Genomic DNA, 24615 nt, shown 5'->3' on the forward strand with positions numbered 1-24615 from the left:
TTTTTCCAACTGATTTCTTTTTACCAATTTTATGAAATACCACGTTTAGAAAAATCGGTATAAAATCGATTATTTCCATGAAAAAGGGAAGCCCTGAATTTCGGACCCCCCTTTTATTCAAAGGATTTATTCTAAATGGCCGTAATGCGCCGTAACAATTGTTGCACAGCGGGGACAAAGTGTCGGATGATCTTCGTCTTTTCCTACATCTGGCGTGACTACCCAACAACGTTCGCACGTCTTTCCTTCCGCTTTCGTAACTAATACGGCTGCCTTTTCAAGTTTCAATGCCCCTTCAGGAGCTTCATCATATCGTCCTGCCACTTCACAGTCGGATACGATAAAAATTTGTCCAATATTTTCTTCAATGGAATCTAAAAGTTGTTTCATTTCGTCTGAAACATATAATGACACCTTTGCCATAAGCGATTTTCCAATCACTTTTTCATTTCGCGCTTCTTCCAATGCTTTCAAAACATCATCCCGAAGCTTCAAAAATTCGTTCCATTTTTCCTCGATTTTTTCCGCTTCCGGAATAACGACCACTTCCGGCATATTGGTTAATTGAACACTTTCTTCTTCCACTCCAGGGATATATCCCCAAATTTCTTCCGCCGTATGTGGTAAAATCGGTGCGAGCAATTTCGTTAATGAAACGAGAGATTCGTAAATGACCGTTTGCATCGAACGTCGCATAGGATGATCGACGGATTCGATATATAAAATATCTTTTGCAAAATCTAAATAAAATGCACTTAAATCGATGGTGAAGAAATTATTTACTTCGTGATAAATTTCTGCAAAATTATATGTTTCATAAGCATGTCGAACTTTTCGAATCAATTTATTTAATTTCACAAGCATATATTGGTCGACTTCCCGTAGTTGTTCAAAAGGAACACGGTCTTTTTCCGGTTGGAAATCATTCAAATTCCCTAGCATAAATCGAATGGTGTTTCGAATTTTACGGTATACTTCAGACACCTGTTTAAAATTGTCCATAAATACCCGCACGTCTTGCGTATAATCGACGGAAGAAACCCAAAGGCGTAAAATGTCCGCTCCAAATTGCTTTGTTATTTGGTCTGGGACAATGACATTCCCAACGGATTTGGACATTTTTTTCCCTTCCGCATCTACGGTAAAGCCATTGGAAACGACCCCTTTGTATGGAGCAACTCCATTGACCGCCACACTAATAATGAGACTGGAATTGAACCAACCTCGATATTGATCGGAACCTTCTAAGTAGATATCTGCTGGGAATTGTAAATCTTCCCTCGTCCGAAGTACCCCGTGATGGGAGGAACCGGAATCGAACCAAACATCCATAATATCCTTTTCCTTCGTAAACTGGCCATTCGGACTACCAGGATGAGTAAATCCTTCAGGTAATAAATCTTTCGCTTCCCGTTCAAACCAAATATTCGAACCATATTGTTCAAATAATTTGGCAACATGTTCAATCGTTTCTTCCGTAATAATCGCATCACCATTTTCAGCATAGAACACCGGAATCGGAACACCCCAAACCCGTTGACGGGAAATACACCAGTCCCCCCGGTCACGAATCATATTATATAATCTCGTTTCACCCCATTGATTATACCACTTTACATTTTGAATCTCATTTAATAATTGGTCACGGATCGGATCGATCGACGCAAACCATTGGGGCGTTGCTCGGAAAATGACCGGTTTTTTCGTTCGCCAATCATGGGGATAAGAGTGGGTAATAAAAGATAAATTCAATAACGCGCCTACTTCATCTAATTTTTTCGTAATGGCTTTATTTACCTCATCGTAAAATAATCCTTCAAATCCAGGCGCTTCATCGGTCATATATCCTTTATCATCAACCGGACTTAAAACACCTAAATCGTATTTCTGTCCAATATAAAAGTCATCTTCCCCATGACCTGGAGCCGTATGAACGCAACCGGTACCAGAGTCCGTCGTTACATGTTCGCCGAGAACGACAACTGAATCTCGATCATATAACGGATGTTTTGCAACGATATATTCTAAATCGGATCCTTTCACCGTCTTGACGACCGTGAACTCTTCCCATTCCAACTGTGTTGCAACGGATGATAATAAAGGTTCTGCAACTACGTATTTTTTATTTTCAGTTTTTACGACGACATACATTAAATCCGGATGAACACTGATTCCTAAATTCGCCGGGATCGTCCAAGGAGTCGTCGTCCAAATGATGATCTCCGTATCCGTATCTAAAACACCTTTCCCGTCCTTTACAGGGAAAGCGACGTAAATGGATGGAGAACGTTTATCCTTATATTCAATTTCCGCTTCAGCTAATGCTGATTCAGAGGAAGGTGACCAATAAACCGGTTTTAACCCCTTATAAATGAGTCCCTTTTTCGCCATTTCACCGAAAACACGAATTTGTTGAGCTTCGTATTCATGGTGCAAAGTTAAATAAGGATGTTCCCAATCCCCTCGGACACCGAGCTTTTTAAAGCCTGTACGTTGAATGTCAATTTGCTCATAAGCATATTGTTCGCAAAGCTTTCGGAATTGTAAAACACCCATTTCCTTCCGATTAACACCTTTTTTCGTCAGTTCCTGTTCAATCGGTAATCCATGGGTATCCCAACCCGGAACATAAGGTGCATCGTATCCCATCATCGATTTCGAACGAACGATCATATCTTTTAACACTTTATTTAACGCATGCCCCATATGAAGGGAACCATTTGCATAAGGAGGACCATCATGCAAGATAAATTTCGGGCGTCCTTTCGTTTTTTCCTGTACTTTTTGATAAATCTTCATTTCATCCCATCGTTTTTGAATTTCTGGCTCCCTTTTCGGCAAATTCCCACGCATCGGGAATTCCGTTTTCGGCATTAATAACGTATCTTTATAATCCATTGTCAATCTCCTTTCAAATACTACTATGATTATTGACGAAATTGTAAAAATTAGACAGATAAAAAAATAAGCTTCCATCCCAATTGGGACGAGAAGCTAAATCCCGCGGTACCACCCAAATAGACAATCAAACCATTGTCCGCTCAAAATGATAACGTGATAACACGCCTTCGCCTACTATTTGTTCAACGAAGGAACTCCGGGGTGATCTTCCAATTTTCGATTTTAATCGGGCTTCCACCGTCCCCGATTCGCTGGGTAAAATATGAAAATTGTACTGTCCCCTTCACCGTTGATTCCCGTATAAAATTGTTCAGAATATCAAAATTATATGCATAAGATTAGATTCCGTCAACCTTTTTTTATTTATTTAATATACGATCATCCTCGGAAGATTTTAATTCGGTCGAATCGACTTCATATTCTAATAACTCATTCCAATCATCGGAATTAATCATCTCCAATTGGGCTTCAATTAACATTTTAAACCGATTACGAAACACTTTCGATTGTTTTTTCAAATCTTCAATTTCAATCGCAATTCTCCTCGCCTTCGAAAGGGCTTCATTGACGATTCGATCCGCATTTTTTTCCGCTTCTCGAATAATTAACTTCGCTTCCTTTTGGGCGTTTCTCTTCACCTCTTCTGCCGCTTCCTGAGCAACGACGATCGACTTATTCAACGTATCTTCAATATTATTGAAATGTCCTAATCGCTCTTGTAGATCTTTCAATCGATCTTCCAAATTCCTTTTTTCACGAATGACCATTTCATAGTCTTTAATCACTTGGTCTAAAAATTCATTGACTTCATCTTCATCGTAGCCACGGAAGCTTTTGGAAAATTCCTTATTATGTATATCCAACGGCGTTAACGGCATAAATCCACCTCCAAATTGAGTTCAAATCCCTTTACTTTTCATTATATACCATATTTCGACAGAAACGGGCAATTTCCTTCTAAAACAATTCACTTATTTCAATTTTCCAACGGTTACTCGCCATTTATCCCGTTTGGTTTTCCCTTCTACAGAAATGATTTTCAATCGTCCGATTCCTCGAACGGAGATCAAATCATCTTCCCGTACGGAAAACGCCGGATCATCGATTAACGTCCAGTTGACTTTCACCAAGCCTTGGCTAATCCACCTCTGGACTTGCTGTCTCGATTGTTTACTTGCCTTTGCTATGATCCCATCTAAACGTAGAGAAGAGGCTGTTACAAACATTTCTAACCATTCCTGTTGAACGGGACTCGCCTCTTTTAAAGGTAGTTCTTTTATGGAGATCTGGGTTTTCCCGACAGAATGAAAATTCAAACGAATATATTCCCCTACTTCTTTAGCAGCGAAAAATCGGGCAAGGCCTTTGGAAATAAAAATGTCGCCAAATTTTTCCCTTTTTAAACCGAGCCCTGTTAAACTACCGAGTATTTGACGATGGGTAAGTTGAACGAATTTTTCAGGATAGGAAATATCAAAAAAGGATATTTGGAAATCATCCGATTCAGGGGAAAAATAATCGGGGTAAATGAGAGCCCGCTTATTTTCACATCCTTCCGTACCTCCGAAAAAAGATACATGGTATCCTCGATTTGATCCGACAACCGCCTTTGTAATGAATTGTTGTCTCGGATTCAAAAAATCCGTCAATTTCGGTGCATAATAAGTTTCCACATAATTGCACCAATTAAAAACCGTATCGATCATTTCTTTCTCCTCAGGTCGAAAATGCTCATAGATCGTCATGCTGTACACCTTTTTTCAAATTAAGTTAAAACCATGTACCGATCACGTGCAATCCTTGTGAAGCTAATTGTAACACAAAAAGGGCAACAATCGGTGAAAAGTCAATCATGCCGATTGGAGGAATAAATCTCCGAAACGGTTCTAAATAAGGTTCGCATATTCTCGATAATATATAGCCGATTTGAGATTCGCGGGCATTCGGTACCCATGACATGAAAATATAAATAATCGTTGCAAAGAAATACAAATTTAATAAACTTGATAAAATGGAAATTATAAAATCCATCACTTCTACCACCTTTTAACATGATTTTCATCAGTAACAAACCCTTCCGATATACTACCTGCAACTTCCACATTATCTGGGACACATAGAAAGGTTTGTGTGCCGACTTTTTGAATATCCCCGTTGATCGCATATACCGTCCCACTTAAAAAATCGACAATTCGTCTTGCATGTTCCGTCTCCATCCTTTGTAAATTCACGACAACAGCTCTTCGATTTTTTAAATGATCAGCGATCGTTTGTGCATCATTAAAAACCCTAGGCTCCATTAAGATTACCTTTGATGACTGCTGAATACTTTTTAAACTAACGATCGTTTGTTTTGATTTATCTTGTTCCTGTACCATGTTGGAGGAAAAATCTTCTTCATACATATCATTATAATCGTTATTTAAATCAAACCAATCTTTCAATTTCGATTTTATTCCCATAAGGTTTCCCCCCTATTCCTTTTCACCAATTAAAGCTGTACCGATTCGAATCATCGTCGCTCCCTCTTCAATGGCAATTTCAAAATCGTTCGACATCCCCATCGATAGTTCAGTACATGGTGCAAAGGGAAGTTGTAATGCTTGAACCTGTTGTTGCAAAGCTTTTAAACGTCGGAAACAATCCCGTATAATTTGATCATCACGTGTATTCGGTGCCATGGTCATTAAACCCATTACTTGAATTTTATCGAAGGATTGTAAATTTTGGATGAAAGGTAGAACGTCCTCCACCTTCAAACCGTGTTTCGTTTCTTCGCCAGATACATTTACTTGCACAAATACAGGAATCGTTCTTTTTGCCCGTTTTTGAATTTCCTCTGCTAATGAGAGGCGATCGAGGGAGTGGATATAGTCGACATAATCGATAATATTTTTTACTTTTCTTCTCTGTAACGTCCCGATGAAATGCCAAGTGGCTTTTTGACCAATAACACTATATTTTCTTAAAAATTCCTGATCCCGATTTTCACCGAGATGAAAAATACCCGCATCTAAAACTTCCTTCGTTTTTTCCAATGTTGCATATTTCGTTACAGCGATTAATGTAATGTCTTTCGGGTTCCGATTCCCTTTAATACACGCTTTGTTGATTCTTTCATTTATTCGTTCAAGATTTGCTTTAACTGTCAATGCCTTTAATCCTCCCTAAATCCTATAAAACCTATCATTCTCCCAGTTTTCCCCCCATCCCTCCGATGGGAGAAAAAGAGATCGGAATGGCAACTCGTACAATAATCTGTAATAAGAATATTTTCAATAGGAATTCCAAACTTTCGAAGTAAAATCATATTTATCTTTTTTAGATCGAGAGAAAACTGGTCACGTTCTTTTTCTTCGTAAACCTTTTCGTCTAATTGAAGGGAATCAACGATCTTTATAACTTTATTATCTACAATATAACAATGATTGCAAATAGAAGGACCGATGGTGGCGTAAACATTTTTGGGTGAAATTCCCTCCTGTGTCCACTTTTCCAATAATTGAATTGCCACCTTTTTCACCGTTCCTCGCCAACCGGCATGAACGATCCCAATCTTCCGTTCAATTGGTGCATAAAAATAAATCGGTACACAATCGGCAAAAAGTAATGCGAGTAAAATCCCCTTTTCATCCGTATATAATCCATCGGTATCCGTTATAGACGTATCATATATGAAAGATCCCCTTCCCCGTTCCTTTTTCCCCACGTATTGAACTTGATTCCCATGGATTTGTTGGGCAAAAACCCAATAATTGAGTTGAATTTGTAATTTTTTTGCCATCCCTTGTCGGTTTTGGTTTACCGTTTCTGGATCATCTCCGACGTGCAAACCAAAATTATTGCTTCGATAATGGCCTTGACTAAACCCATCCAATTTCGTCGTAAATCCAGCTAAAAGTTGGGAATCAAATTTTTTCCATTGTATAATCTCAAAATAGGATGGATCGATCGATTGAAACGGCTCCATTATTTAAATCCCCCAAATGTATATTCCCAATCTATTTCCATTAGTTTATCATATTTATCTTCTTTTTTCATATGACTTTAATCGATTTTTTCCCTTTGAAAACAAACCGTTTTCGTTATTTTCATTATTAAAACAAAAAAACAAGTGAAGAAAGACGGATGTCCATTCGATTCTTCACTTGCCTAAATAATGTACGAAATACATTGTATCATTTCATTTATCAACTGAACATCTTAGGATGATTCGATGTTTTTCGACATTTGTTTGATCGCTGCTTTTTCTAAACGGGAAACTTGTGCTTGGGAAATGCCGATTTCTTCTGCAACTTCCATTTGCGTCTTTCCTTGAAAAAATCGTTTTTTAAGGATCAATTTTTCCCGTTCATTTAATCGTCGAATCCCTTCTTTCAAAGCAATTTCATCAATCCAATGAACATCTAAGTTTTTTTCATCACTCAATTGATCCATGACATAAATCGGATCTCCCCCGTCATTATAAATCGGTTCAAATAATGAAACCGGATCCTGAATGGCTTCTAATGCAAATACGATTTCTTCTGGCTCAACACCGAGCTCTTTTGCAATTTCTTCTGCAGTCGGTTCTTTCGAAGTTTCTGCGACAATCTTTTCACGAACTTGTAAAGATTTATAGGCGATATCTCTCAATGATCTCGATACACGTATCGGATTATTATCCCGTAAATATCGTCGGATTTCTCCGATAATCATCGGCACTGCATAGGTGGAGAAGCGAACATTTTGACTTAAATCAAAGTTGTCTATCGATTTCATTAAACCAATACAGCCGACTTGAAATAAATCGTCCACGTATTCCCCACGATTATTAAAGCGTTGAATGACACTTAAAACAAGGCGCAAATTACCATTCACTAACTTTTCCCGTGCCGACACATCCCCCTCATGCATTTTTTTAAATAATTCCCGCATTTCATCATTATTTAATACGGGAAGTTTCGATGTATCGACACCACAAATCTCCACTTTGTTCCTCATTCTCATTTTCCCTCCTCATAGGAGTGCTTTACAAAGTACAGTATCTCCTCTAGAGAGAAAAATATGCACGTCCGATTCGGAGGGAAAATTCCATCCATTCACAAAGAAATGCTTTAATGTCGGAGGTTTAAACCATTTTCTCAAATTCTTTTCGAAGTCGTTTAAAAATCCGTTTTTCTAATCGGGAAATATAGGACTGGGAAATGCCGAGTAAATCTGCCACATCCTTCTGTGTTTTTTCCTCACCGTCTCGAAGACCAAAACGGAGTTCCATGATTTGTTTTTCTCGATCGGATAAAGTATGGAGCGCCTTCATCAACAGTTTTTTATCCACATTCGCCTCCAAATCCTTTGTAATAATATCCTCCTCCGTTCCTAAAACATCTGATAACAACAACTCATTCCCATCCCAATCGATATTTAACGGTTCATCGAAGGATACTTCTGAACGAACTTTATTATTTCTTCGTAAATACATTAATATTTCATTTTCAATACAACGGGAGGCATAGGTTGCTAATTTAATCTTTTTTTCCGGATTAAACGTGTTTACAGCTTTAATTAACCCGATTGTTCCGATACTAATCAAATCTTCAATGTGGATACCGGTATTTTCAAATTTTCGCGCTATGTAAACCACAAGTCTTAAATTCCGTTCAATTAATAAAGAACGAGCAGTTTCATCCCCCTTTGGTAATTTCTTTAATAGCACCTCCTCTTCCTCTTTTGTTAAAGGTGGTGGTAAAGCTTCACTTCCACCGATATAATAAATTTCATCCGGTTTGAAACGAAGCTTTCGAATCAACTTTGTCCAATAAAATCGTACGTAAAAGCGAATTTTTTTCATATCCCATCTCCCTTTCCTCATTTTTTCCCTTTGTTTTCTAAATGTATTCATTTAAGAAACTCGCTTGTTTTTTTCTGCGAGTAATTTTGGGTGGACGATACAGTCGAACAGATCTTCAGAAGATAAACGTTGTTTAACGAAGGCGAGATATAAGCGATCGGTTTCAATCGTTTTTCCATCCTTTTGTATCCTCACCTTATTTGGTTTTACCGCCACAATAAGGCGATCTTTTCCACCGACGGCTTGGAAAGGTATAACTGTTAATTTTTGCATCCATTCGTCCAAGGACCCTTTCTGCTTTGCTAAAAAATTTGCATCATCGAATACAGGTAATAAATCGGGCGGAAAAAGATGATCGGTTTTTTCCAACGATACAATCATAACGGGTTTTTTCGATATTGGATCGTACAAAAGGTTCCCTGTGTCCACCAATCCGATTAAGTCTACCGTTTTCCCATTAATATCAATACGAACATCCACCAGTTGATCCGTTTTTATTTTCAACGTTTCAAATCGATTAAAGACCCCTTTAGAAAAGTAGAGTGCTAACGGAAACCCGATGATAATGAAAAGCCAACTGATTGGATCTCCAAACCCATAAATTGCCGTTAAAAAACGTTCGTCTCCAATATCAAAATGAAAATTTAATAAATAATGGGTGCCGATTAATGTTCCTCCGGCTGTAAAGGTACATAAATAAAACATCATCAAATTTTCGAAAAAGAACGGAAACCGTTTGAAACCGAAGGCAATCCATACCATAACTGTCGAAATCCCAATTTTAAACCATGGTGTTAAAAAAAAAGAAGGTAAGGGTAAAAATGGTGCAAATACGAGCAATGAACCGATAAAACCGGAAAAAAATATGAGTTTCTTCCGAATTTTCCTTTTTAAAAGGATACCGGTGATTAAAAGAAGGAGACTGTTAAATAAAAAGTTTAAAAGCCAAATTAAATCCAAGTAAACTGGCAAAAATCCGCCTCCTTTCCTTACCAACCATCATTTTAAACATAGAGGACCTGTCTCTTTATAAAAAGTATAGCGACCTTCCTGAAAAAAGTGTGTCATTATATGTCTTGGAAACAAGGAAATTTATTTAAAATTCATTCTAATTTTGTCAATATCAATCGAAAAATATTTTAAAAAAAAAGAGACTGTTCCATCAGTCTCAGAAAAGATGACGGGCTGTTCTTAAAAAGAGGAGCTTGCTTATCGAGGAGGCGGAGGTCGAGTGTGCGGAGAGCGCCACCGAAATGAAATCAATCGAATTTTATTTACGAAAAAAGGGACTGTACTTGTTTTGAACAGCCCCTAGAAAATCATTATTTATTTAATTTTTTATTTCGATTTCGTAAAAAGGTCGGAATATCCAACGTATCTTCTTGATATTGAACACTATGCCGACTGTTGTCGTGCACATATTCTTCCCTCTGTGAATCTTCCCGATTTCCCTTGTTTTTAGAATGATTGTTTTTAATCGTATTTAATGCTGGACGTTTTTGCCGAAGTTGGGGATTTTCCGTTTTAAATCCTGTTGCAATCACGGTAACGACAATTTCATCTTTTAGATTTTCATTAATAACCGATCCGAAAATCATATTCACATCTTGATCGGATGCAGAAGCTACGATATCGGCAGCTTCTTGAACTTCATATAAGCTTAAATTACTTCCGCCGGTAATATTCATCAATACTCCTTGAGCACCATCGATGGACGTTTCCAAAAGTGGACTAGATATCGCCTTTTTCGCCGCTTCCTGTGCACGATTTTCACCGGAGGCAACCCCGATGCCCATGAGTGCCGATCCTTTATTTGACATAATCGTCTTAACGTCTGCAAAGTCCAGATTAATCAAGCCAGGGACTGCAATTAAATCAGAGATCCCTTGAACACCTTGACGTAACACATTGTCCGCCTCTTTAAAAGCTTCCAGCATCGGTGTACTTTTATCGACGATCTCCAAAAGGCGATCATTAGGGATTACGATTAACGTATCAACGGCGTCTTTCATCGCACCGATTCCACTTGCCGCTTGTGTCGCCCGTTTCCTACCTTCAAAGGTGAAGGGGCGGGTCACTACTCCAACGGTCAGAGCACCTAGATCCTTGGCAATTTGTGCGATAATCGGTGCAGCTCCGGTACCGGTTCCACCACCCATTCCAGCGGTGACGAATACCATATCAGCGCCTTTAATCACTTCTTCAATCTGTTCTTTACTTTCCTCTGCAGCTTTTTTTCCAACTTCTGGATTCGCGCCTGCACCGAGTCCCCTTGTTAGTTTCGCACCAATTTGAAGTTTAATTTCTGCTTTAGATAAATTTAAAGCTTGCGCATCGGTATTTACAGCAATAAATTCCACTCCTTGAAGACCGTGGTCGATCATTCGATTTACCGCATTGTTCCCACCACCACCGACGCCAATTACCTTTATTGTTGCCAATTGGTCTACCATCGTTTCAAAATCTAGCATGCAAAATCCTCCTAATTCCTTATTCATATCATAAGCGTTTTATTCAAAGAAAGAACCAAGGAATTTCTTCATTTTTGTAGTAAATTTTTCATCATGATGTTGTACCCTTTTCGTTTTCGCCACTTGTTTCGATACTTTTACATCATTTTTCTCAACTGGAACAACAGCGGTTTCAGTCGATCTCCCTTGTAATCGTGCTTGTTTATAAGAATATTTTATCATGCCAACTGCGGTAGTATATTGGGGTTCCCTCACACCAATATAATCTGGTATTGCGATACGAACCCGATTTTGGAAGATGATTTGGGCAAGTTCTAAAATACCTTGCATGTTTGCGGACCCACCCGTTAAAACAACACCACCTGGTAATTCGCTCGCTCCTAATCGTCGTAATTCGTTTTGTGCAAGTTCAAAAATTTCAACAAGCCTTGCTTCAATAATCTCCGCAATCTCTAATTGATTAAATTTCTGTTTTTGATTGCTTCCTATAACAGGTAATGTAAAAAATTCATCTCCGTTTGCCAAATCATAAAATGCATGCCCATGCTTTCGCTTTACGGTCTCTGCATCCTCTGTTGGTGTTTTTAAAACGATGGAAATATCCTTAGTGACATGTTCTCCGCCAAGGGGTAAAACAGCAGTGCCTTTAATATACCCGTCTTGAAAATACGAAACGGTCGTAGAACCTCCCCCGATATCAATCAGAGCTGCGCCGAGATTTTTTTCATCTTTCGAAAGGGCGATTTCACCAGCAGCTAACGGTTGTAGAACAATGTCGGTAATTTCCAGTCCAGCTTTTTCAACACAACGAAGGATATTTAATAAAATCGTTCTCGATCCCGTTGCAAGCAATCCTTCCATTTCCAAACGTACACCAATCATTCCCCGTGGATCATTAATCTCGTCTTGGGAATCAACGATGAACTGTTTCGTCACAATATTGATGATTTCTCTTTCAGGCGGGATCGATACGACTTGTGCGGCATCGATAACCCTTACCACATCTTCATTCGTAATTTCCCGATTATCACCGGATACGGCAACGACTCCATGACATTCCTGTAAAGCAACTTGATGAGCAGGGATCCCAACGATGACCTGCTTAATTTGCATTCCGATCATTCGTTCAGCTTGATCGATCGCTCTTTTAATCGATTGTACTGTATGATCTATATCAACGATAGACCCTTTTTTCAACCCTTCCGATGGAACATTCCCCACTCCTATGATGTTTAATGTGTCGTTTGTCATCTCTCCGATAATCACTTTTACGGTGGATGTACCGATGTCCAAACTGACATATGTATCATTGCTGTTCAACTTTGGCACCTCCTTTAACACTTATACTCCATGAACAACAACCGTATTTCTTTTTAAATAGAAATATAGAATATCCAATCATTTTTATTTGAAAATGATTTATGTAAAAAGATGATTTTATTATAAAATATTCGCCATTTTTCGTGGTTTTCCTCTTATTTTCGCCATTTTTTATTCTTTTTTTGATAAAGACCACTTTGTTAACAGTATTCTCCTAATAATTGCTATATTTTGAAACAGACGGACACCAAAGGCAAACACTGCTGCTAAATACAAGTCTACACCAAGATGAACGCCTAGAAAAGCTAAACTTGCCGCCAAAACTATATTAAAAAAGAAACCCGAAACGAATATTTTTTCATCATATACATTTTGTAAATGAGCACGAATCCCACCGACCAATGTATCGAGGGCGGCCAAAACGGCAATTGACAGATAGTTCGAATATTCATCGGGAATTTGAATATCTGTTAACAATCCCATTGCAACACCAATGATTAATCCTAATATTGGAAGCCACATATCATTGTTCCCCCTCATCCTTAACGGTTTCCATCACATCCACTTTAATTGAATGGTTGTATGCTGGAATGGTAATAGATTTTTTCACTTCAGAAATGGAAACCGATAAATTGTCAATAAAAAAATCATCGGGAATAGTCGATATTTGCACGCCGTTATATAATTTATTGGCCGTTTTTTCATCTTCTGCAATGACTTTAATTTCAATAGGGAATGTTCTTAAAGGAAATCCATCAATTTTTGTCTCCCCTTGAACATCCCGAATTGAAGTCGTATTGATAATTCTTTGGTTTGCAACGGAAATGGCTTTAGCCCCATACATATTTAATTCATTAATTAATTTTCGAATGAGATCAGGTGATACGTATCCCGTTGGAGCGGAATCAATGGGAAAAAAGGAAGTTTCCGGTTGTATGGTGATTATAATGCCTGGTCCGCTTAATTCTGTTAAACCTGCTTCAGTTTGTAATTCTTCTAACGTTTGTTTTAAAACCGTTCCTTTACTATGTTCAACTACTTTTTTATACTCGGCTATTTTTTCATCAATCGTGCGAATTTCCTGTATGAGTTTCGCCTCGTAATCCTTCGCTTCAATATATCGTTCACGTAATTCCCACATATCCTTCGTATCGAGATTTTCATTTTCATTCGTTGATTGGTATTGAATAGCCAACATGAGCCCTAATAATAAAGTCACGAAAAAAAAACTAATCTTATTTTTCTGTTTCATCTAACCCACTTCTTTCCATACATAGCCTCGTTTACTGAGCGGAGGCGAGAACCGGATTCATAACAATTTCATTTTCCTTTTCGATCCGAACGACGATATTATCAGCAACCAGTTGATCTTTCACGCCTCCAGGAAAATTCAATGCCTTTTCCAACGTATCTTTATCGCCGATTGCACGGATGACAAATGGGGCGGGAAATTGCTGACCATCGACAGTAATCACTGGACCCGTACAAACGATATACGATTGGGATGTGAGCCTTTTTCCGTTAATTGAAATGGCCTCAGCCCCAGATATATATAATTCATTTACAACCTTTAAAACATGATGCTCATGAACGATAAATTGGTTAATATCCCCTTCCATCGGGTCAAATTGATCGTCATCCAACGTGACGACCACTCCTTCCCCCTTTACCTTCACTTTACCTAAGATCATACGTAAATCTTCCGCTTGTTTCGCTAAATCGGATAGCACTTGTTCCTCATCAGCCAAACTTTCTTCAATTTCTAACATTTTATTTTGTTGTTTGAATAGGGTATTTTGCAAATCCAAATTTCTCTGTTCCAATGTCGCCAATCGTTCACTTAATTCCAAATTCCGTTCCCACTCCCGATCGGTCATTCGTTCTGGCTCAGGCGTATTATGTGTGATTTGATATGAATAGGCAATGAGAAAACCGAAAACGAGAAAACCGAGGGAAAGGATGATTCGATTATTCTTCATTCCCATCACCACTTTGATTGATTTCGTCTTGTAGAATCGATTGATACGATTTAAAAAACATACCGACTTCTAAATCGATAATTCCCTTTTGCTTTGGATCCAATTGTTTGATGACCGACGGGTAATATTTTATTTTATCCGCTAATGTTCGAAGGGTGGCATGTACTTCAAACCCATCATTCATATATAACACTACCCGATACTGATCCGTTTTTGACGGGGAGTAGACGATTTCGGAGATCGCATTACGGATTTCAAAGGGGATTTGAACGAGTTGGTCCGTTGCCATTTGGATGAGCTCATGTCCAGAAAACTCCCGTAAAAGTGGTCCCCCTCCCTTTCCAACTGACAACTTATTTGAGGCCCTTTCTCCACTTTCTAACAATGGATAAATATCTCCATTTTCCTCAATTAAGCCGATACGTTCAAATTCCTCCACAGAAATTAACACTTTGTTTGGAAATTGAACATGGATATGGGTCGATTTTATTTCTGGTAACTCAGTCAATGACGCTTGCGCCTCTCCTTTGTCGATGTTCAAAACGATCGTTTTTTCCGTTATTCCACTTTTTTCAATAATCACTTCATTAGTTACACTTGTATTTCCTTTAACCGTAATAGAACCGACTTTACTTAAAGGAGATTGAAAATATGCAATGATAATAATAATGAAAAAAAATAGCAATAGAATTAGAATCAATCGCCTATTTTCTTTTCTTTTCCTTCTCTCCTTTAATTTCGGAATGCGGTCTTCGATCGATACTACCTTCCGTGTCAAAAAATTCACCCCAAAAGATGTGAAAATAATCTAAATCAAAAAATGAATCCTTTCAAGCAGGTGATTATTTTTCACTATTATACCATAGCTAGAATACATAGAAAGAGATAATTTACCCGACTTTTGACCTATTATTTCAATAGAATATTACAATACCCTTGAAAAATCGTTCAATTATGTCATATTCTTATAAATTCAGCCATTTTCATATGATAGGACCTTTTAACTAATCGTTATTTTTTCGCATTTTCCTTTACGAGCGATTTGCACACATCGTATAAACGATATGCAGCATCTTGTACGCCCAAGGATTTTGCAGCTTTTTTCATTTGTTCCAACCTGCCCTTTTCATCGACGATCCGATCAATTTCTTCCAATAGCCGTTTCCCTGATAAATCTTTTTCTAAAATAACAACTGCTGCATTTGCCTTTTGTAAAAGTTCCGCATTTTTTTCCTGATGATTATTTGTTACATAAGGGCTTGGAATCAATATGCTCGGCAAACCAATCGATGTAAATTCACTAATGGAAGTTGCACCTGCCCTCGATACAACGAGATCCGTTCCTGCCAATATTTCCGGCATATTGTGGATAAAGGGAACGATTTTCACGTTTTCAGCGTTTCCTGCCAAAGCCGCTTCTCTTTTTACTGCTTCGTAATGAATTTCCCCAGTGATGTAGAGCACTTGATATGTCCGCGTACCAAAGTCAGATAATATTTTTAGTACGGCTTCATTGATCGGTCTTGCTCCCCGACTGCCACCAAAAATCAATACTGTTGTTTTCTCCAAATCCAAACCGATCGACTGCTTTCCTCTTTTTCCATCACGACCTAACACTTCCGTAGCCCGTGGATTCCCGGTTACCACAACTTTGTCTGCAGGAAAATATCTAGCAGAATCTTCAAAGGAAATCGCGATTTTATCGACGAATCGACTTAATAATTTGTTCGTTAATCCAGGGATACTATTTTGTTCGTGAATAAGGGACGGGACATTTAAACGACTGGCAGCATAGACGACAGGTGCGCTTACGTATCCTCCCATACCGACTACAAGATCTGGTTTAAACTCTTTAATGATTCTTTTACTCTCTTTCACACCTTTCAAAAATTTGATCACCGTCTTCACATTATCGATGGAAAGCTTTCTTTTCAGGCCGGTAATATCAATCGTTTGAAAAGGGATACCCGATTCGGGGACGATTTTGCTCTCCAATCCCCTTTCCGTTCCAATATATAAAATTTCCGCTTGCCGATCGAGTTTTTGAACTGTTTTGGAAAAGGCAAGCGCCGGATAAATATGTCCTCCTGTACCGCCTCCGCTAACGATTATTCTCATTCTTTTTTCACCTCAAATTATCCGAATAAAAAAGTAAATCATCGTTCATATTACCATATTAAACCTTTAGGTAACAAAAATGTACAACTATTTTCAACAGACCGATTCTTTTCGTAAAAAAAGTTGAAAAACTATCTTTTCCCAGCAAAAACGAAGGAAACAGTAAATTCACTGCTCCTTCGTTTGATCCATAAATTCTTTCAATTTTCACCTGTTGCCATACAATTTGAAAAAATTCCAATCACCATACGGTCAAATTCGACAATAACGACTAATATTTAATAGGATTCCAACTGCTGCGAGCATAATTGTTAAAGATGAACCACCGTAACTGAAAAATGGTAGTGTAATCCCAGTGACGGGAATCAAGCCGGTGACAACCCCGATATTGATCATTACTTGAATTGCAATCATCGAAATAATACCGACGGCAAGTAGGGAACCGTACAAATCCGGCGCATGCAATGCGATACGAATGCCCCGCCATAACAAAAGGGCAAATAATAATAGGACGAGGGAACCTCCGATAAAACCGAGTTCCTCTGCCAAGATTGCAAATATGAAATCCGTCTGGGGTTCTGGTAAATAAAAAAATTTTTGTCTACTTTGTCCAAGACCAAGTCCAAACAAACCACCGGGACCGATGGCATATAATGACTGAATGATTTGAAACCCATCACCGGTTGGATCCTGCCACGGGTCTAAAAAGGCAGTGATCCGTCTGAGTCGATAAGGTGCAGATACGATTAAACCGATAAATCCAACCAGTCCGAGCATCCCTAAAGAAATAAAATGGGATATCTTCGCACCTGTGACAAAAATCATGACGATACAAGTCCCGAGCATAACCGTTGCTGTTCCGAGATCCGGTTGGAACATAATGAGGGCGAAAGCAAGGAAAACAATGGAAAGACTCGGCAACAATCCCCTTTTAAACGATGTAATTTTTTTCTGGTTCATCGATAAATATTTCGCTAAAAATATTATCATCGCAAGTTTCATAAATTCGGACGGCTGTATGGAGAATGCTCCGACTCCGATCCAACTACGGGACCCGTTTCGTACATTGCCAACCCCCGGAATCAATACAGCAATTAAAAGAAAAAAACAAAAGATAATGATCAACTTTGCCCATGTCCGCCATGTCCAATAATCGATATTCATAATGAAAAACATGGCAAAAATCCCTAAAGTTGCAAACAATAATTGCCGTTTAAAGAAATAGAAGGAGTCATCGAAAGTATAATCCGCCCAAACGGCACTTGCACTATACACCATAATCAGTCCTAAGGATAATAAGGAAAAAATTACGATTAAAAGTAAATAATCGGGAGCCGCCTTTTTTAAAGGCAAGATCACTCACTCCTAAATAAAATTTGGACTTGTCCCGTTTTTACGTATATGTTCAAACAAAAAATACAAGCCCTATTTTAACTTATGCACCGCTTGGATAAAAATGTCCCCTCTCTCCTCAAAATTTTTATACTGATCCCAACTAGCACAGGCAGGAGAAAGAAGTATGACATCCCCTTCCTTCGACAAAGGATAGGCTCTCATAACGGCTTCTTCAACATTTTCGACGGAAATGATCGATTTTATTCCCGCCTTTTGTGCTGCCTTATTTAATTTTTCCTTCGTCTGTCCAAAAGTAATCATTGCTTTAACGTTTTTTAAATGGGGAATAAGGTCATCAAATTCATATCCCCGATCTAATCCACCTGCTAATAAGATGACAGGACGGGAAAAGGACGATAACGCCATTTTCGTCGCTAAAATATTTGTCGCTTTCGAATCATTATAAAAAAAGCGTCCGTTAACCTCCTGAACAAATTGAAGGCGATGGTTGACGCCTCGGAAGGTTGTTAACGCGTCCCTGATTGCATCATTTGTAGCACCGGCCAATTTTGCTGCCGCTACACTAGCCAAAATATTCTCCAAGTTATGTTTCCCAGGCAGTAATATGGATTGTAAATCGATTAATTTCTCCCCTTGAAAATAGACGAATCCGTCCTTTATGCATGCACCGTTATCTAAATCCATTCTCGTAGAAAAAGGTACGACTGTCGCTTCTGTTTCCTTTGCAATCGAGCGACACTCATCTTGATCAAAATTCGTGATGAAAAAATCTCCGCTTCCTTGATTTTTCATAATGTTTTTTTTCGCTTGAACATATGCTTCCCTTGTTCCGTGATAATCTAAATGGGCATCGTAAATATTCGTGAGCACACTGATTTTCGGTTTGAAATGATCGATTCCCATCAATTGGAAGGAGGAAAGTTCGATAACAATTTGATTCTCTTTCCCAGCTTTTTTAGCCACGTCTGATGCGACGGTACCGATATTACCAGCAATTAATGGAGAAAGATTGGCCCGATTTAACATTTCGTAAATTAATGTCGTTGTTGTCGTTTTTCCATTCGTTCCTGTTACAGCGATAAATTCCGCCTCAGAAATTTGGTAAGCAAGTTCCACTTCTGTAATAACGGAAATTCCTCTACGCATCGCATCTTGAATGACTGGATTTGAATACGGAATTCCTGGATTTTTTACGACGATGGAAAACCCTTCCTCCAAAATCTTATCTGGATGGTATCCACAAACAACTTGAATACCTTTCTTTTGTAGCTTTTCGACCGCATCTTTATTTTCTTCATAGGATTTTCGATCATTCACCGTAACTTTTGCTCCTAATTCGTGCAAAAGAAGAGCAGCACTATAGCCACTCTTCGCCAAACCTAATACGAGTACTTTTTTATTTTGAAATGCCAACGAATGTTTCAATTAGATCCACACCTCGATATATATTCCTAAAATGGCAAATAACAATCCGACCATCCAAAAGGTCACCACAACTCTCCATTCAGACCAACCCTTCAATTCATAATGGTGGTGTAAAGGACTCATTCGAAAAATCCGCTTTCCAGTTAATTTAAAGGATATGACTTGAAGGATTACAGATAACGTTTCAATGACAAATACACCGCCGATAATCAGTAATAATAATTCCAATCCAGTCATCATAGATATGGCAGCAATAGCACCGCCTAAAGCTAAAGATCCGGTATCGCCCATAAACACCTTTGCCGGATGAGCATTAAAAACGAGGAAACCTAACACTGCACCGACTGTCGCAGATGAGAATAAAGCGATGTCGTATTGCCCTTGATTCCAGCTAAGGATCGCATAAGCTCCGAAGGCGATGGCTGCTGTTCCCGATAACAATCCGTCCAACCCATCGGTTAAATTTACAGCATTTGAAAAGCCGACCAACCAAAATATAGCAAACAACATATAAACCCATCCTACCGATAAAGAATAATCCGTCATCGGTATTTGAATTTCCGTAAGAAAGCCGTATTGCCGATAGATCCAATAAAAAATAAGGGCGATGACCACTTGACCGAAAAGCTTTTGTTTCGATGTCAATCCGAGATTCCGTTTCAAAACGACCTTTATGAAATCATCAAGAAACCCTAAAAGACCATAACCGAGAGTTACAAATAATAAAAGATAAATTTCCGCCGTCAATTCGTACATACTCTTAACGACAATCAAAGAGGTAATGACGATCGACAAAATAACCATTATACCGCCCATTGTCGGTGTTCCTTGCTTTTTTTGATGGGATTTTGGCCCTTCTTCCCGTATACTTTGCCCAAATTTCAATCTTCTCAGAAATGGGATGAAGACGGGTGAAAAAAGGACGGTGATGAAAAAAGCGATGACAATTGAAATCATAATGGACTGACTAGCCATCTTACACCCTCCCCTTCCACTCGTCTAAAAGCATAATAAAATGTTTTTGGCTAATCGCTGACGGAGTAAGGATTTTTTCACCCGTTTTTTGACGATTCATCAAAATAATTTTCGTATGATGGTTTAGATGATTTACACCGAATTCTTCCACGATTCGAATCGCAGCTTCAAGTACATCGTAAACATAGAAAACAGCGAATTCGTTCGGAATCGTTAAAGGAAGCGGTTCATTTTCGTTCCACAGGGTTGCGATTGCACCGTTATTATAAGCCTCTTCGATATCCTTCTGAAAAAGGGGAACAAATAGACCGTTTGGTTGTTTCGCTTTTGTGGAAAAAGAAATGGTTTCAAAACGTAATAGCTGATCGTTCATTCCCTTTATATCAGGAAATAAACGAGAAATATGATTGTGTGTAATATACATAACTACATCTCCTTTAATTAACAAAGCCCATCCTTATTTATTTCGAATCGCTTCCCTTGCGACTAATCGATCATCAAAATCGATTTTTTGATCCCCAATGATTTGATAAGTTTCGTGGCCTTTTCCCGCAATCAGCACGATATCATCCTTTGAAGCTGAACGAATGGCCCATTGGATCGCCTCTTTTCGATCCGGAATTACTTTATAATATAAACCTTTGACCCCTTCTTCCATTTCTTTTAATATAGCCATCGGATCTTCGCTGCGGGGATTATCGGACGTAAAAATCGGGTCTGTCGCATATTTGCATGCGATTTTTGCCATGATTGGACGTTTTAGTCGATCCCGGTCGCCACCACAACCAACGACGACAAATAACCTTCCTTTTCCAATTGAACGGACCGTTTTCAATACATTTTCTAAACTGTCCGGAGTATGGGCATAATCGACGATGACGCCAAATGATTGGCCCCCATCGACTAATTCAAGTCGACCGGGTACACCCGGAAATTTGGTAAAGGATTGAATGATTCTATCCATTGGAATATCGTAAACAAAGCCAACACTTATGGCAGCGAGGCTATTATACACATTGAATTTTCCAATTAACGGAATCGTTACTTGCCACTTGCCTTCTGGTGTTTGTAATGTGAAGGATGTACCTTTATTAAAAAAACGGATATTTGTCGCTCGAATATTTGCTTGCCGTTCAATTCCATAAGTTAAAATATGTACACCTGTAACTGTTTCAAAATAGCGGGATGCCTCATCGTCTGCATTCAATATGGCAAATTTTTTCCTTTCAGGTGAATACGTGTTACCTAATTGGGAAAACAGTAACCCTTTTGCAAAACGATATTCATCCATTGTTTTATGATAATCGAGATGATCTTGAGTCAAATTCGTAAAAACCGCAACGTCAAAATCGGTTCCCCAGACCCTCCCTTGAACAAGGGCGTGGGATGAAACTTCCATACTAACAAACTCCACATTTTTTGCAATCATGTTAGAAAATAATTTTTGTAAAGTAATGCTGTCAGGTGTTGTATTTTTCGTATCGAATGTTTCGTTATTGTATTTCGTATACAATGTTCCAATTAAACCGGTCGACTTTCCGTTTGTTTGAAAAATATGTTCAATCATATGACTGACAGATGTTTTTCCATTCGTACCGGTGACACCAATAATATTAAGTTTTTCAGACGGATACTGATAAAAGGCAGAAGCTAATATCGCCATCGCTCGTTTCGTATCTTGAACATAAACGACGGGAACATTCACATCGACAGGTTTCTTAGCAACAATAGCTACAGCCCCTCTTTTTTCTGCCTCTCTCGCAAATTGATGGCCGTCATAAACCGTTCCTTCGATGCATATGAACAAAGTTCCTTCCGCTACTTTTCGAGTATCCTGTTCAATACGTTTAATTTCAGGATTTATAGATTGATCGGTCACTTGTGTAAATGATAAAGCATTCAATAACGTTTGGAGTTTCAATTTAAACATCTCCTTCTTGTGAAAAGGCAGGAAAATTTACCAACATCCATTTTACATGAAACATTCCTTTTTGGCTATAATCCATTTTCATAAATTCCCTTTCCACCCGTCTATTAAAAATCATAATCATCTCTTTTTCCCATATTCATATGGATGAAAAGAAATTACGTCGATCTAACCTATCGGTGCACACTGAATCGAAAAGGAGAAGCCAATGGTCGGCCACTCCTTTCTTTTTAATTTAAAATAATTCGAATCGTAGAACCTTCCTCCACTTTCGTACCCGGTTCTGGAGCCTGGTCGATGATCGTATTTCCCGTTCCTTCCACTTCAATATGCAAGCGGAAATATTGATGGGGAATATCTTCCTTTTTCAATCCAACTAAATTCGGTACTTCCACAATCGGTTTGTCTAACCATGTAGGTTCTTTTTCAATTTGATTTTCCCTAGGTTCAATATCGAGAATATGGACACTGTCCTCAATAATATTACCGACGATCGGGGCGGCCACCGTTCCACCAAATTGGACGGTTCCTTTTGGATTATCGACGGCAACATAAACAACGATTTTCGGATCATCACTCGGTGCGAAACCGATAAAAGAAACGATGTAATTATTAGCTAAATAATGACCATCCTTTGCTTTTTGGGCCGTTCCTGTTTTCCCGCCGACACGATATCCGTCAACAAAGGCATTTTTCCCTGTTCCCTTGGCGACAACCGTTTCCAAAGCATAAGTAAGCTTTTTTGATGTTTCTTCGGAAATGACCGTTCTCTTTGCCTTTGGCGTATTTCGCATAACGACTTCACCTGTATTTGGATCAATCAGTTCTTTTGCAATATATGGCTGATAAAGGATTCCACCGTTAACCGCTGCAGATACGGCGGCCACCTGTTGAATCGGTGTTACGGAAACCCCTTGTCCGAAAGAAGTCGTAGCCAATTCCACAGGACCGATTCGATCGGGAGAAAACAAAATCCCTGTACCTTCCCCTTGTAAATCGATTCCGGTTTTTTTTCCAAAACCAAAATCTTTAATATATTTGAACAATGTTTCTTTACCTAATCTGTTTCCCAATTCGACAAACCCTGGATTGCAAGAATTTTGAACGACTTCTAAAAACGATTGGGAACCGTGTCCACCTTTTTTCCAACAGTGAAGATGTGTCCCTGCCACCTCAACATATCCAGAATCATAAAAATGCTCATTTTCTAAATCAACCTGATTCTCTTCTATGGCTGCAGCTAATGTAATAATTTTAAAAGTTGATCCAGGTTCATAAGTGCTCCAAATCGGTAAGTTTCGATTGTAAATTTCCGGAGAAACATGTTGAAATTCAGCCGGATTAAAATTGGGACGGGATGCCATAGCCAAAATTTCGCCTGTGTTCGGATTCATGGCGATGGCAATTAAACCGTCGGGATTGTATTTTGCCTCCGCTAAATCCAATTCTCGCTCGACGATGGATTGAATTTCCGAATCGATCGTTAGTTTTAAATTCAACCCATCGACAGGAGGACGGTACTCATCGGCCATATTTTCCATCCGCTGACCCTTTGCGGTTGAATAAAATTGAACAGACCCTTTTTTTCCTGCCAATTCCTTATCGTACGCTAATTCTAGACCGGTCAACCCTTGATTATCGATACCGGTAAATCCGAGGACGTGGGATAAATAGGCACCGAAGGGATAATGGCGAAGGAAATCTTCCGAAATATAGACCCCGTCTAAATTTAATAAGCGGACTTCCGTCGCCTTCTCATTGGATATTTTTTTTCCTTCAGGGATCGTTACTATGCTTTCATTTTTCGTCACATATTGATATAGTTTTTCTTCTGATATTTCTAGCACTTTCGCCAATTGCTTTGCAGTTTCAACAGGATTTTTGATTTGTCTAGGTACGATATGGACGGTCGGGGCACTTTTGTTTGTAGCTAAAGGAACACCGTTACGATCGACAATTTCTCCCCGTTTCGGTTCAAAGGGGATCTCCCGGTTCCATGAATTTTCCGCCTTCTCCGTTAACATCTTTCCCAAAACGAGTTGAACGTAGCCGAGACGTAAAACGATAATGGAAAATAATAATAATCCTGAAATTAATGTAAAGACAAGCCGTTTGCGAACCGTTACTTGGGAAACCCGGTTCATATGCGTACCCCCTTTTTTTATTCCATTCCAATATATGCTTGTCTTTTTAAAAAAAATACATGTTATAAACGGAGGATTTGGAAAATTTGTCTATTCCTAAGTTCATCCAATTTCTTTCCGTGAAGATTGTCACTTGTTTAGGGTTTTGACAAATGGGATTGGATCGAAA

Annotated in this window: 23 protein-coding genes and 1 other annotated feature; all 23 genes read right to left on the bottom strand. The window is 38.7% G+C overall.

Features of this window, described 5'->3' with window-relative positions:
- Positions 1–126 precede the first annotated feature (126 nt).
- The 23 genes from ileS to OE105_RS06190 all read right to left on the bottom strand — a co-directional run bounded on the left by ileS (position 127) and on the right by OE105_RS06190 (position 24446).
- Entirely contained in the window at positions 127–2898 is a 2772-nt protein-coding gene (gene ileS / locus OE105_RS06080; protein WP_275421854.1) for an isoleucine--tRNA ligase, read from the bottom strand.
- 81 nt (positions 2899–2979) lie between these two features.
- Positions 2980–3197, bottom strand: a binding site (T-box leader).
- Positions 3198–3260: 63 nt separating this feature from the next.
- The gene (locus tag OE105_RS06085; RefSeq protein ID WP_275421855.1) at positions 3261–3779 is read right to left on the bottom strand and encodes a DivIVA domain-containing protein; all 519 of its coding nucleotides are present in this window, start codon (positions 3777–3779) and stop codon (positions 3261–3263) included.
- Positions 3780–3872: 93 nt separating this feature from the next.
- Positions 3873–4607 (bottom strand): YlmH family RNA-binding protein, encoded by a 735-nt coding sequence (locus tag OE105_RS06090; RefSeq protein WP_275421856.1) that lies wholly within the window; start codon positions 4605–4607, stop codon positions 3873–3875.
- Between the two features lie 64 nt (positions 4608–4671).
- Entirely contained in the window at positions 4672–4932 is a 261-nt protein-coding gene (locus OE105_RS06095; protein ID WP_275421857.1) for a YggT family protein, read from the bottom strand.
- A gap of 5 nt (positions 4933–4937) precedes the next feature.
- Entirely contained in the window at positions 4938–5363 is a 426-nt protein-coding gene (locus OE105_RS06100; protein ID WP_275421858.1) for a cell division protein SepF, read from the bottom strand.
- A gap of 12 nt (positions 5364–5375) precedes the next feature.
- Entirely contained in the window at positions 5376–6053 is a 678-nt protein-coding gene (locus OE105_RS06105) for a YggS family pyridoxal phosphate-dependent enzyme (protein ID WP_275421859.1), read from the bottom strand.
- Positions 6054–6058: 5 nt separating this feature from the next.
- A complete protein-coding gene (gene pgeF / locus OE105_RS06110; RefSeq protein ID WP_275421860.1) occupies positions 6059–6871 on the bottom strand; it encodes a peptidoglycan editing factor PgeF in 813 nt (270 codons plus the stop codon).
- A gap of 233 nt (positions 6872–7104) precedes the next feature.
- Positions 7105–7884, bottom strand: a complete 780-nt coding sequence (sigG, locus tag OE105_RS06115) for an RNA polymerase sporulation sigma factor SigG (RefSeq protein WP_275421861.1) — start codon at positions 7882–7884, stop codon at positions 7105–7107.
- 127 nt (positions 7885–8011) lie between these two features.
- The gene (gene sigE, locus OE105_RS06120; RefSeq protein ID WP_275421862.1) at positions 8012–8731 is read right to left on the bottom strand and encodes an RNA polymerase sporulation sigma factor SigE; all 720 of its coding nucleotides are present in this window, start codon (positions 8729–8731) and stop codon (positions 8012–8014) included.
- Positions 8732–8782: 51 nt separating this feature from the next.
- Complete coding sequence (gene spoIIGA, locus OE105_RS06125) at positions 8783–9703, bottom strand: sigma-E processing peptidase SpoIIGA (protein ID WP_275421863.1); 921 nt, start codon at positions 9701–9703, stop codon at positions 8783–8785.
- Positions 9704–10053: 350 nt separating this feature from the next.
- The gene (gene ftsZ / locus OE105_RS06130; protein ID WP_275421864.1) at positions 10054–11202 is read right to left on the bottom strand and encodes a cell division protein FtsZ; all 1149 of its coding nucleotides are present in this window, start codon (positions 11200–11202) and stop codon (positions 10054–10056) included.
- A gap of 39 nt (positions 11203–11241) precedes the next feature.
- On the bottom strand, positions 11242–12522 hold the full coding sequence (gene ftsA / locus OE105_RS06135; protein ID WP_275421865.1) for a cell division protein FtsA: 1281 nt from the start codon (positions 12520–12522) through the stop codon (positions 11242–11244).
- 171 nt (positions 12523–12693) lie between these two features.
- A complete protein-coding gene (locus OE105_RS06140) occupies positions 12694–13044 on the bottom strand; it encodes a small basic family protein (protein ID WP_275421866.1) in 351 nt (116 codons plus the stop codon).
- A 1-nt stretch (position 13045) separates the two neighbouring features.
- Positions 13046–13774, bottom strand: a complete 729-nt coding sequence (locus OE105_RS06145) for a DUF881 domain-containing protein (RefSeq protein ID WP_275421867.1) — start codon at positions 13772–13774, stop codon at positions 13046–13048.
- 31 nt (positions 13775–13805) lie between these two features.
- Positions 13806–14501: a DUF881 domain-containing protein gene (locus OE105_RS06150; protein ID WP_275421868.1), complete on the bottom strand. Its 696-nt coding sequence runs from the start codon at positions 14499–14501 to the stop codon at positions 13806–13808.
- Entirely contained in the window at positions 14491–15279 is a 789-nt protein-coding gene (locus tag OE105_RS06155; RefSeq protein ID WP_275421869.1) for a cell division protein FtsQ/DivIB, read from the bottom strand. The genes OE105_RS06150 and OE105_RS06155 overlap by 11 nt, the downstream gene beginning before the upstream one ends.
- 233 nt (positions 15280–15512) lie before the next feature.
- Positions 15513–16619: an undecaprenyldiphospho-muramoylpentapeptide beta-N-acetylglucosaminyltransferase gene (murG, locus tag OE105_RS06160; protein WP_275421871.1), complete on the bottom strand. Its 1107-nt coding sequence runs from the start codon at positions 16617–16619 to the stop codon at positions 15513–15515.
- A gap of 252 nt (positions 16620–16871) precedes the next feature.
- The gene (spoVE, locus tag OE105_RS06165; RefSeq protein WP_275421872.1) at positions 16872–17972 is read right to left on the bottom strand and encodes a stage V sporulation protein E; all 1101 of its coding nucleotides are present in this window, start codon (positions 17970–17972) and stop codon (positions 16872–16874) included.
- A 72-nt stretch (positions 17973–18044) separates the two neighbouring features.
- Entirely contained in the window at positions 18045–19400 is a 1356-nt protein-coding gene (gene murD, locus OE105_RS06170; RefSeq protein ID WP_275421873.1) for a UDP-N-acetylmuramoyl-L-alanine--D-glutamate ligase, read from the bottom strand.
- The gene (gene mraY, locus OE105_RS06175) at positions 19401–20375 is read right to left on the bottom strand and encodes a phospho-N-acetylmuramoyl-pentapeptide-transferase (RefSeq protein WP_275421874.1); all 975 of its coding nucleotides are present in this window, start codon (positions 20373–20375) and stop codon (positions 19401–19403) included.
- A 1-nt stretch (position 20376) separates the two neighbouring features.
- The gene (locus OE105_RS06180; RefSeq protein ID WP_275421875.1) at positions 20377–20799 is read right to left on the bottom strand and encodes a hypothetical protein; all 423 of its coding nucleotides are present in this window, start codon (positions 20797–20799) and stop codon (positions 20377–20379) included.
- 33 nt (positions 20800–20832) lie between these two features.
- The gene (locus OE105_RS06185) at positions 20833–22296 is read right to left on the bottom strand and encodes a UDP-N-acetylmuramoyl-L-alanyl-D-glutamate--2,6-diaminopimelate ligase (protein WP_275421876.1); all 1464 of its coding nucleotides are present in this window, start codon (positions 22294–22296) and stop codon (positions 20833–20835) included.
- A gap of 236 nt (positions 22297–22532) precedes the next feature.
- On the bottom strand, positions 22533–24446 hold the full coding sequence (locus tag OE105_RS06190) for a stage V sporulation protein D (protein ID WP_275421877.1): 1914 nt from the start codon (positions 24444–24446) through the stop codon (positions 22533–22535).
- Positions 24447–24615: the final 169 nt, after the last annotated feature.

Source organism: Fervidibacillus halotolerans (genome assembly GCF_026547205.1).
In the GTDB taxonomy this organism is placed as follows: Bacteria; Bacillota; Bacilli; order Bacillales; family Caldibacillaceae; genus Fervidibacillus; species Fervidibacillus halotolerans.